We start from the raw sequence: 11448 nt of genomic DNA on the forward strand, positions 1-11448 counted from the left end.
GTGCCATAAAATACTCCATATATTGATGTTTATAACATCATTTGGGGAGCAAAATATCACTTATAAGTGTTGTTCAAATTTCCTGATCCACCTCTATTGCATTAGATACTATCATCCAAACTGAAAAAAACCTATTACTGGACGAATTACAAGAGAAGTCGAATAACTGGATTGAGTTTCTAGAGCAGTTAGATGAAAAAACCTTAAATGCAGATTTAACCTATAAACGAGTTTCTGGACAAGAACTGACTTTGCCTTATGCTGCTACTCTTACGCATGTATTTAATCATGGCACACATCATCGTGGGCAAATTACTGCTGCAATGACAGGATTGGGGTATGTATGCCCCGAATTAGATTTGGTGTATATGTTAGTTGAACAAAGCCAAGCATAATAAGTATAAATAGAAGCTGTCGCAGTTCAGCTTCTATTGACAGCTTAGTTAAGCATTAAGAATGGTTCATTTCTACAACCAGTTGATTAACTAGATCTCGAGCTTCTAATTCACGGATCAGTCCAACATTACTTCCAGCCCAGAATGCACCAAAGCCAGTATCACCATGTTGAACAGCTAAGGATTTGGTGAAAATGAATTTGATTTAATTATGAATCATCAAATAAAACAAAGAATATTTAAAGGGTTAAGCGTGCTAGGACTAAACTTTAATTATAAAAACGATACTGGAGCAAACAATATGTAAAATAGAACTATTATTTCTTATAGTGTTAATTTTTAAAGTAATAATTAAGAAGAATGTTATTTATATCCCATTGTTATAATTTAAATAACTTTCGCTGTTCCCTTACTATCTTTATAAGATAGATTTAAATGAATGCTTAGTAAGGCGGCTATTTTTTTCATTCTAAGAAGTATGTGGAGAATATTTAATTATTGAAAGAATTTAACCCTAGGTGATAAGCAGCCGCTTTCTATCAGTTGTTGATCCCATTCTGGAACGAGATCTAGTTTTTCCACTAGAAAATCGATTATGCAACGGATTTTGGTTAAATTTCTAGAGTTCGAAGGAAATACGGCTCTTAACCCATAATTAGGTAAAGGATAGTCAGTAAGTACTGGAATTAGTTTCTTTTTATAAAGGCTCTCACATGCGACGATTGTTGGTAGGCAAACAATACCGCCACCTGTTAAAGCAAAATCATGTAATAAATGAATTGAGCTTGATGAGACTCTCGCATGAATAGAGAACTCTTGGAACTTATTATTGATCATAAATTTGATTTTGTTTCTTTCGGGATATCCAGAATAATAACCTAATTCAAACTGCTGAAGTTGGTGTGGGTTTTTGGGTTGGCCATGTTTTTCAATAAATTCTGGTGAAGCACACATCACACGGTTTACATTGAAAATTTTCCTCTCAATTAGGCTTTCTCCTTTAGGAGGAAACATTTGAAAAACAATGTCAAATCCAGAAGAAATAGGATCAATGACTTTATCGTATACAACAATATCTAATTCAATATCTTTATACTGTGCTGTGAACTGATATAAACGTTTACTGAAATAACTTAAAGCAAAACCAGGGGCCATATAAATACGTAATAGGCCATGTAACTCATTTTTTGCATGTGACATTTCATCAGCGAGTTGCTCGAAACGGCTAATAAGCTCGACACATTCGGGATAGTATTTTTCACCAATAGCCGATAACCTTACTGATCGGGTACTACGATGAAATAAAGGCGCATTGACAAACTTTTCCAGTTGTTGAATACGTGTACTTATCACTGAACGAGTAACACCAATTGATTCAGCTGCTTGAATAAAACTTCCACTTTGTGCGACTCTCACAAATGCTTCCATACATTGTAATTTATCCATAAGTTAATCCATCAACCATGAAAATAAGATATTGATTTTATATCCAACGATATTTAAAGGATAAACTAAATTATCTAAAAATAATTGATTGTATATTAAGCAAAGTAAAAGCACCCACTATGTATTAATGTTGATTAGTTAAGAATTTATCCAATAATTTGGCTTAACTTACAGTCATTACTCACTATGAATGCTTTTTTATTAGATCAACATTATAACTTTTGAGTGGGTTCAATTTCATATACTTCAATAGGCTGTACTTTACGAGGAGCAGTTTCTTTAATAAAAAAACTCATGCATATACCAATAATTGTACCTACTAAGCTTAAGTAAAAAATATTCTGGATACCATAGTTCTCAGCAATTATTCCAGAAATTACAGGTGCAATACCGCCACCAAAAATTTCACCTGCACCTACTACGAGCCCAATTGAAGATGCAACTAATCCTGCTGGTGCAGATTCTGCAGCTAAGGGGCCTGATAGTAAGGCGATTAATCCTAAACTAAAGAAGGAAAGCACAAAGAGTAATCCAAATAATATTGGGATAGATGCAGAAGCATTAGCAAATAAATAAATAAAAATAGTTGCTCCAATAAATCCTAGAATAGAAGCAAGGCGTCGACCAATCCAATCCGATGCGGCAGGAACAAGAAATTGCCCTAAAAAACCACCAAAACCGATAGCAGAAACAATTAATCCCATCTCTTGAGAGCTAAGTTTTAAGAAATTTTCTAAATACAAAGGAACCATTGCACTAATAACAAAAACACATGACATCGTACAAAAGAGGCCAATCATACTTAGTAAAATATTCCGTGTTTTGAGTAAATCAATCCAATTCACTTTTACTTGTGTTTCAACCTGTTTTTCGGTAATTAGTAATTGACCTCCTTGAGTATCTTGTGGCTCTTTTAGAATAAAAAATAAAAACACGGCTATAATAAAACCAGGAATTGCAACAACCCAGAATACCTCACGCCATGAGGGTACGATTAAAAGGAGTTGTGTAGCGATAATTGGCCCTAAGCCCAGACCAAATAAAGCAAAGCCACTTTGCTGTAATCCTTGCAAGGCACCACGACGCGAGGGTTTTGCTGCAACTGCAGTCGCAGCAAAACTTGTTGGACAGAATGCACCTTCTGAAATTCCCATTATAGAACGAATTAGAATTAGACTGGTCAAACCCATTGCAGCTCCAGAGAAACCTGAAGCTAAAGAAAAAACGACAAGAGATATTAGTAAAATCTTACGATGACCAATTTTATCTGATAACCTTCCTGCATATATTGCGAAGATTCCCCAAGTTATTCCCAAGGCACCAAAAATTAGACCAACATCTTGGTAATTTAAAGATAAATCTTTCATGATTGAAGGTAATAAGGGGGCAATAATCCAACGATCTAATCCCACAAGGCCAAAACTAAGTGTGAGAAGGAGTACAATCTTCCATTCGTAAGAAGTATCCCATTTTTGTATATTCATATTTATATCCTTTTCAATGAATTTAAAAAAAGAAAGTTAGGTCAAGTGAGTAAGACAGTTGATCATCTTCAGTGCCATTGACCAAAGGGGGTAATCCGTTGTCTTTAGCTGCAAATGGTTTGTAATTACCACTGTACCTGTCGTAACGAATTTCTGGGCGGATACGTAAGTATGGTTTCGGATTCCAAGTGACGTTGGCGGTTACGGCTTTGTAGATGCCTTCATATGGTACTAATACATGTACACCATCTGTATTAAAGTATTCGGCACGTAGGGCTGAACTGAGTTGCGAGTTAATAATATGGTTGTAGCTGACGTTGAGCCCGTACCAAGAAGCATCTTTACCGCCTTGTTTCGGAATACCGTAAGGTTCCTGATTAAAAATATCTGTCAATAATGCTTTTTCTTGATAGCCATAGGACGCTTCGGCGGTCACGATGTTTTTCGGGTCTAAAAATTTGGTGATGGTGAGATAACTTTGATAGCGGGTTAGGTAATCATCTTTTGCCAAGGCAGAGCTGGCAGGAATTGGTGAGCCGCAACCACATTTGTTAAAGGAGTCATCGGCGCCGTTGCCATAGATATTTTCAAAGTCGACCCACAGTGAAAAATCCTTGCTGCGCCAGCGCAAGTTGGCAATGGCATCCCAGTCATCATTGGGGTCTTGTAGGTTGTTGTAACCACGTACTGCACCAACTTCATAAGACAATTTTGCACTGTCTGGATTATTGAAAATATGGCTGCTCCATAGAGTACCCACATGTTTTGCTGGACCATGGATAAAGCTGTAAGGGTGGGTGTAAAAGGTAGTTGGTGCAGGTGCAGGCAAGGCAAAACCAATTTCATTGGCCAAAGGTGTATGAAATAAGCCGAGCATCAAATTACTACCACCTAAAACAGGGAAGTAAAATTCGGCATAGGCTTGGGTTAAGGAAGCATAAATATCCGATGAGTCAAAATTTCCCACCTTGTTGCTGCCCCAATCATCATCTAGGCCATAGGTTCGGAAGAAAAAGTTGTCGGCACCATACATGCCAGTGATGTTAAAACCCCAGTCAAAAGCTTTTGGCATGTCCCTGGGAAATGGTCCAACCCGACTGGCAATATTACTTTTGATCTTTTTTTCAATGGTGATGGCGGCTTGATCCAGCGTAATGCCTTCATCACGTCTTAAGATAGTGGCAGGTGTCATTTGCCCGCCATGATTACTGCCGGCAACACTGGCCTGAGCCCATCCCGAAACTTGAATGCCCAGCGGATTGTCATTGATAGATTGAAGTAGCCACCCCTGTGGTTGTGTTATATCTTCAGATGCGTTTGCTGACGCATGGGCAAGTGCAATAGCGAACATTGCACCCCCGAGAACTTTTAATCTGTCCATAGTACGTCTCAATAAATTTAAGAAAACTACCTTGTTTCCATGGTTGTTATAATTTTGTCCTTCATCCGAACGTTTTTTTATTCAAGTGCAAAGTGTACTGAGCTGTCAATGTGACTAAACAGAGGTTTATTGTAGAAAATAATTGTAATATTTTGTTTTTTATATTTATTTTTTCCATTGTTCGCAGATTGCAAACATTCATGTTGCTGCTTTCTTCATTGTCTTAATCGAGGGATTGGCGTAATTTCAAACTGTCGAGGAAAGACCATACACGAAGAATTTCAGTAAGGAATATGGAAATGAGTGCTTATACAACAAAGCTCGGTAGTTTGGAAAACTACGAAAAAGGTTCAATCCAGATTATTCAGGGTAAAGCTACTAATTATGCCTTTTCAAATATTTTTGAAGTGGCAGCAATGAGCAAACCTTATGAAAAAACAGTTGTTGGGATGAACCTCAAATTTGTCATTGAGTCTGTTCTGGCAGAAGGGCAATCTGCTTGGTATACGGCATCACATGATGAATTTGTGATCGTAATGGATGGTGAAGTTCGTGTCGATTATTTGAAATTAAAAGGCCCGATAGTCCCCCAGGATCAAGAGGGTACTCATCTTGCTGGAATGAGACCAGATGGGGTACCAATGGGGTATGTTGTCTTGAAAAAAGGCCACCAAGCTATTTTACCAGTCGGATCAGCATATCGTTTTGAGGCGTCAAAGAAATCAGTGATGTTAATACAAACAATTAAAGGTCCCCTTTCTGTCGAAAAATGGAATGACATTTGTATTAAGTAATCAAGGAGAGATAAAAATGAATGCTATGCAAAATAAATTTGTTGAAGATGACGGGGTAACGATTACTGGATATGATGAAATTTCAGGTTATTCAACTTTCCAGTTAGGTAATTTTAAGTTCAGTCGTGATGAATACTTTGCCAAAGTAACATGGGAAGCAAAAGGTCAGGAGCATTCTCATTTAATATCTGTTGATGCATTTTTACGGGCTTTGATGAGAGATGTTGCTTGGGGGTTTTTCTATGGTTGGGTTAACTTCGATCATGTTATTGGTACTCAAAACCACTATGGTAATGTCGACTTATACGCTGGCACTTTTAATGGCGTATTAAAAGCAGCATGCGTAGATTATGTTGAGAACTTTGAAACTCCACTAATCATGGCGACTTTTAAAGCTATTTTACATGATTGGGTAAGTAAAGGATTTGATCCATTTGCTGCCCCAGAAGAAACAGGTTCTGCTTTTGGTCGTAAGCATGGTGATAATTCAGAAGCGATTGACCGCTATCGGATTGCCACGAAGCGTATGCCAAGTTTACCTGATGATTCACCTTTACGTGATGATTTACCGGTTAACCGTCAGTTTGAAGATGTGGTTCAAGATGATCCAATTATATATTGTGAACCTGGTTTTGAAGGTCAACTTAGTGGTTTTAACTTATTTAAATATCTGTCGCGTTCAGACGTGACTTGGAACCCCTCTGTAACTTCTGTTTGTAAACAAAGTTTATTCTGTCCTACTACAGAAGAATATATTTTACCAATTTTTCATGGCAATGATCGCGTAGAGTGGTTCTTACAATTATCTGATGAAATCACTTGGGATATTGGCGATAAAGTAGATGGTAGTCCTATTGCCCGCGTCATTATGAAAGCAGGGGATATTGCTGCAATGCCAGCCAATATTCGTCATCAAGGATACTCAACTAAACGTTCAATGTTACTTGTTTGGGAAAATGCAACCCCAAATCTACCTGAACTTTATGAATCAGGTGAACTATCTCCTTATCCAATCCAATTCTAAGCATTCAGCTAGAGGCTGTTAACTTCCTACATTTAACAGCCTCTGATACTCATTAGGTGAAATTATGAATAATCAATTATTTATTGATGGCCAATTCGTGCCTGCAAAAAATGGTGGCACCATTGATGTAGTCAACCCATCTAATGGCGAGTTAATTACTAAAATTGCAGCAGCTGAAGCAGAGGATATAGATATTGCAGTTGCTGTTGCTAAACGAGCTTTCCCATCTTGGGCAGCAACCCCCGCGACAGAGCGAGGCCGATTACTCCTTAAACTCGCTGATTTAATTGAAGAACACACAGAGGAATTAGCACAACTTGAATCTTTAGATACAGGGCATCCTATTCGTGACTCACGCCGTTTAGATGTACCGCGTACTGCTGCCTGTTTCCGTTATTTTGGTGGAATTGCCGATAAAATTGAAGGCTCAGTTATTCCAGTTGAACAAGGTTTTTTAAACTATGTTGTTCGTGAGCCAATTGGTGTAGTAGGACAGATTGTACCCTGGAATTTCCCATTAATGTTTACGAGTTGGAAACTTGGACCTGCATTAGCTGCTGGTAATACTGTGGTAATGAAACCATCTGAACTCACTCCTTTATCTACGTTGAAAATTGCTGAATTAATTAAAAAAGCTGGTTTTCCGGATGGCGTTGTCAATATCGTGGCTGGCTATGGACATACGGCGGGGCAACGACTGGCAGAGCATGAGGACGTTGGTAAAATTGCTTTCACCGGATCAACTTTAACTGGTCAAAATATTGTTCGTTCATCAATAGGTAATCTGAAACGTGTTCAACTTGAGCTCGGAGGCAAAGGTGCTAATATTATTTTTGAAGATGCCAATATTGATGCAGCTGTTAATGGTGCAGCATGGGCAATTTTTCACAACCAAGGGCAAGCATGTATTGCAGGTTCACGTTTAGTTTTACATGAAGCAATTGCAGATGAGTTTTTGGAAAAATTTATCAGGCTAGCTGAATCAATTCGATTAGGTGATCCTCTAGATCCCGATACTGAAATGGGACCACTCACTTCAGAAGCTCACCGCAATAAAGTGTTGTCATATGTCGAGGTTGCTAAAGAACAAGGTGGTCGTGTGTTAACTGGTGGTAAAGCACCAGAAGATATTAACTTGCAAAATGGATATTACGTTTTACCAACCGTGGTTGAAGCCAAACCAATGGATCGTGTTGCTCAAGAAGAAGTATTTGGTCCCTTTGTAACCGTATTGCGCTTTAAAACGGAACAAGAGGCTTTGGAAATAGCGAATTGCACTGAATATGGTTTAGGTAGTGGCTTATGGACACAGAATTTACAACGTGCTCATCAGTTTGCTAAAAACATCAAAGCTGGTATGTGCTGGATTAATAGTTATAAACGTGTAAATCCAGGTAGTCCATTTGGTGGTGTAGGTAAATCCGGTTATGGTCGAGAAATGGGTTTTGAAGCTATTCATGACTATACGGATGCTAAATCTATTTGGGTTAATGTGGATGCCAATATTCCACCTCATTTTCTGCGAGGATGAGTTGTATGAACGCATTTCATTATAAAGCTTTACCTTTGGATGTTTATTTTGATAATGGTAAGTCAAAAGAAACAAAAGAAATTTTAAATCAGCATGGTTATCAAAAAGTTTTAGTGTTAACTACACCAGAACAGGAAGATGCTGGTCAAGAATTAGTGCAACAATTGGGTGATATTGCAATGGGGGTTTATCCTCATGCCGTGATGCATGTACCTGTTGAAGTTGCAATTAAAGCCATTGATTTTGTTAAAGAGAATAATATTGATTGTTGTCTAGCATTAGGTGGTGGCTCGACTATTGGGTTGGCCAAGGCTATTGCCTTAAAAACTCATACCCCAATTGTGGCAATACCCACTACTTATGCTGGTAGTGAAATGACCACAGTATATGGTCTAACTGAAAACAACCTAAAAACGACTGGTAAGGACATTCATGTCTTACCCAAAGTGGTCATTTATGATCCTGAACTGAGTTTGACTTTACCAGCAGAAATTTCGGCTTGTTCAGGTATGAATGCTATGGCGCATGCGGTAGAAGCATTGTATGCGCAAGACAAAAACCCGATTATAAGTCTTATGGCAACTGATTCAATTCGGGCACTCAAAGCCGCATTACCTGCAATTGTCAAAGATACACATGACGTTGAAGCCCGCCAAAAAGCTACATATGGTGCGTGGTTGGCAGGTATCTGTTTAGGGTCAGTTGGGATGGCGATTCACCATAAAATCTGCCATACCTTGGGTGGTACCTTTAACTTGCCGCATGCGCAAGCACATGCCATCACTTTGGCGTACTCGGTACATTACAACCGTAATGCCGATGTCGAAGCCATGGAACGATTGGCGGGAGCATTAGGTGTAGCAAGTCGTGAAAATGTTGGTATGGCAATTTATCAATTAAACCAGTCTTTAAATATTCCATTGGCACTAAAAGATATTGGTTTACCAGAACAAGGGCCTGCTGAAGTAGCAAGAATTATTTGTGATAGCCCGTATTATAACCCCCGCGGTTATGACTACGAGGAGTTAGTTGATCTGCTCACCAAAGCTTATCTGGGGTTAGCACCGATATAAAATAAATCGAATTTCACCATAAAGATCGGCTTAACCGCAGCATTATTTGCTGCGGAAAGGTGAGTTGTGCTGCCAAAAAGGAATTTATTATGAGTGTAACAACACAAGCTATTCAAAGCTTTCAAAACATTGATAATGCACGTCATCGTACTTTAATTACTGCCTTAGTTGAGAAATTGCATGACTATATTAATGAAGTGCAATTAACAGAAGATGAGTGGCTTCATGCAATTCAATTCTTAACTATAACTGGACAACTTTGTCATGAACAGCGTCAGGAATATATTTTACTTTCAGACGTACTTGGTATTTCTATGCTGGTTGATCAGATCAATCACCAGAAGAATGAAATACAAACTCCTTCAACAGTTTTTGGCCCCTTTTTTATTGAGAATATGCCAGTTCGTCAATTTGCTGATAGCATCGTGGTTGAGGGTGAAGAGCAAACTATTCCTTTGTTAATTACTGGTCAGATCAGAAATGAGTATGGCAAAGCTATTTCTAATGCTTATATAGATGTTTGGCAAACCGCGGATAATGGGATGTATTCGGGGCAAGATGCTATGCAACAGATTGACAATTTACGGGGTATATTTATTAGTCAATTAAATGGCTCATATGCCATTAAGTCTATTTTGCCTGTAAGTTATCAAATCCCGTCAGATGGTACAGTAGGGCAACTTCTGAATTATGCTAAGCGTACTTTTTGGAGACCTGCGCATATCCATTTTAAAATTGTTGCAGATGGATATCAGTCACTTATAACTCATCTTTTTTTAGCAAATGATGACTATTTAAATAATGATGCCGTATTTGGTGTAAAAGATCGTTTAATTGTCAGTTATCAATTCACAAAGTTGGATGAGGAAAGCAAAGTTTTATATGGCCTTGATAGAGACTACTACCTGATCACATATGACTTTGTTCTTTCAGCAGAGTAATTATGAAAAATTTAATTAAACTCTGTGAAAATTCTGATTTTTTTCAAGAAATTTGTCTAAGAGTGGCGCATCCTGACGATCTTAAAAAAAGTATTATTGTGATTAAAGGTGGAGATAAATTTTATGCTTATGAAAATATCTGTCCTCATTTTTCTGTTCAGTTAGATTATAAAACAGGTGTATTCAGTACTTATAAAAATAAATTAATTATGTGTGCGCATCACTCAGCGATGTTTGATATAACTACTGGATTGTGTGTTGATGGTCCCTGCAAAGGTCACTCTTTGACGTTGGTAAAAGTTGAAGTAAAAGATGGGGCAGTTTTTCTAAAACGTTAGCCTCTGCTTGAGACTAACGTTTTATTATTGAATTAGGAACTAAAAGGTGTTGCCTGATACATCATTAATTTTAGTTCTTTATGTTCTTTTTTCCATACTGATAATGCTCGGTTCTGTAATTTTCTAGGTTGTTGATTAATTAAAAGCTTTGCATAAAAATTAGCAGTAACAATTACGCAGTCCTGCATCTCTACAACAGTATCAATATCATATTCAATATGTTGATAATCATAATAACCGGCTTTGAGCTTTGTTATAAAAGTTGCTAAATCATCAACTGTACCGCTGGTATGTACATATCGAAGATTTGTATCGCACATATTCGCAAATTTTTCATAGTGTTTATCAATTAAGCTATCAAAGCGCTTTTTCTCTATTTGTCTAATTTGCATTTCCATAAATTCTTCATCCCTTAAAATTATTAGTCCCCTCATGATATTAAGTTTAAGGGTGTTCAATTGTTCTAAATTACAGAACATTGTATTTGCAGTTTTATAAGCTATCTTTTTATTTGAATAATCTACAATAAAGCATAATAATTTTAGAATAATGGATTGGCTATGATAAATAAAAGTGAGGCTTCACTTACCGAGGTTTTATCGCAGATTAAAGATGGCACAACCATCCTGATTGGTGGGTTTGGTACCGCAGGACAACCCGCTGAACTCATTGACGGACTAATTGAACTGGGTATTAAAGACCTGACTATTGTGAGTAATAACGCCGGTAATGGTGATTATGGCTTGGCTAAACTGCTTAAAGCCGGTTCAGTTAAAAAAGTAATCTGTTCTTTCCCACGTCAGTCAGACTCTTATGTGTTTGATGAACTGTACCGTGCTGGAAAGGTCGAGCTTGAAGTAGTACCGCAAGGCAATCTGGCGTGTCGTATTCAAGCCGCTGGAATGGGTTTAGGTGCAGTCTTTACCCCAACAGGCTTTGGCACATTATTGGCAGATGGCAAAGAAACACGTCATATCGATGGCAAAGACTACGTACTTGAATATCCGATTAAAGCAGACTTTGCACTGATTAAAGCACATC

The 11448-nt window shown here is 37.8% G+C and carries 12 protein-coding genes and 1 pseudogene; 8 read left to right on the top strand and 5 right to left on the bottom strand.

Annotation, left to right across the window (positions count from 1 at the left end; genetic code table 11):
• Window positions 1-113: 113 nt before the first annotated feature.
• A complete protein-coding gene (locus ACG916_RS21055; RefSeq protein WP_419371764.1) occupies window positions 114-395 on the top strand; it encodes a DinB family protein in 282 nt (93 codons plus the stop codon).
• A 55-nt stretch (window positions 396-450) separates the two neighbouring features.
• Here ACG916_RS21055 and ACG916_RS21060 read toward each other — a convergent pair.
• The 4 genes and pseudogenes from ACG916_RS21060 to ACG916_RS21075 all read right to left on the bottom strand — a co-directional run.
• Window positions 451-558 (bottom strand): annotated as a pseudogene (locus ACG916_RS21060) (nitronate monooxygenase); the annotation flags it as partial.
• A 332-nt stretch (window positions 559-890) separates the two neighbouring features.
• Window positions 891-1841 carry a LysR family transcriptional regulator gene (locus ACG916_RS21065; protein ID WP_419328678.1) on the bottom strand — a complete coding sequence of 317 codons (951 nt, stop codon included), beginning with the start codon at window positions 1839-1841 and terminating at the stop codon, window positions 891-893.
• Between the two features lie 212 nt (window positions 1842-2053).
• Complete coding sequence (locus ACG916_RS21070; protein WP_419328679.1) at window positions 2054-3325, bottom strand: MFS transporter; 1272 nt, start codon at window positions 3323-3325, stop codon at window positions 2054-2056.
• Between the two features lie 22 nt (window positions 3326-3347).
• Complete coding sequence (locus ACG916_RS21075; protein WP_419328680.1) at window positions 3348-4706, bottom strand: outer membrane beta-barrel protein; 1359 nt, start codon at window positions 4704-4706, stop codon at window positions 3348-3350.
• 299 nt (window positions 4707-5005) lie between these two features.
• On the opposite strand from ACG916_RS21075, the gene ACG916_RS21080 reads away from it, so the two are divergent.
• The 6 genes from ACG916_RS21080 (at window position 5006) to ACG916_RS21105 (ending at window position 10407) form a co-directional block, all read left to right on the top strand.
• Complete coding sequence (locus tag ACG916_RS21080; RefSeq protein ID WP_419328682.1) at window positions 5006-5500, top strand: cupin domain-containing protein; 495 nt, start codon at window positions 5006-5008, stop codon at window positions 5498-5500.
• 16 nt (window positions 5501-5516) lie between these two features.
• Window positions 5517-6524 (top strand): hydroxyquinol 1,2-dioxygenase, encoded by a 1008-nt coding sequence (locus tag ACG916_RS21085; RefSeq protein WP_419328684.1) that lies wholly within the window; start codon window positions 5517-5519, stop codon window positions 6522-6524.
• A 64-nt stretch (window positions 6525-6588) separates the two neighbouring features.
• On the top strand, window positions 6589-8055 hold the full coding sequence (locus ACG916_RS21090; protein ID WP_419328686.1) for an aldehyde dehydrogenase family protein: 1467 nt from the start codon (window positions 6589-6591) through the stop codon (window positions 8053-8055).
• Between the two features lie 5 nt (window positions 8056-8060).
• Entirely contained in the window at window positions 8061-9128 is a 1068-nt protein-coding gene (locus ACG916_RS21095) for a maleylacetate reductase (protein ID WP_419328688.1), read from the top strand.
• A gap of 89 nt (window positions 9129-9217) precedes the next feature.
• Entirely contained in the window at window positions 9218-10069 is an 852-nt protein-coding gene (locus ACG916_RS21100; RefSeq protein ID WP_419328690.1) for a dioxygenase family protein, read from the top strand.
• 2 nt (window positions 10070-10071) lie between these two features.
• Window positions 10072-10407 carry a Rieske (2Fe-2S) protein gene (locus ACG916_RS21105; RefSeq protein ID WP_419328691.1) on the top strand — a complete coding sequence of 112 codons (336 nt, stop codon included), beginning with the start codon at window positions 10072-10074 and terminating at the stop codon, window positions 10405-10407.
• Between the two features lie 32 nt (window positions 10408-10439).
• Here the strand turns inward: ACG916_RS21105 and ACG916_RS21110 are convergent, their stop codons facing one another.
• Complete coding sequence (locus ACG916_RS21110) at window positions 10440-10805, bottom strand: nuclear transport factor 2 family protein (protein WP_419328693.1); 366 nt, start codon at window positions 10803-10805, stop codon at window positions 10440-10442.
• A gap of 162 nt (window positions 10806-10967) precedes the next feature.
• Here ACG916_RS21110 and ACG916_RS21115 point away from each other — a divergent pair.
• Window positions 10968-11448: 3-oxoacid CoA-transferase subunit A (locus ACG916_RS21115; protein WP_419328694.1), on the top strand; the 481-nt coding region annotated here is incomplete at its 3' end.

The organism is Acinetobacter legionensis (assembly GCF_048552295.1).
Lineage (GTDB): Bacteria > Pseudomonadota > Gammaproteobacteria > Pseudomonadales > Moraxellaceae > Acinetobacter.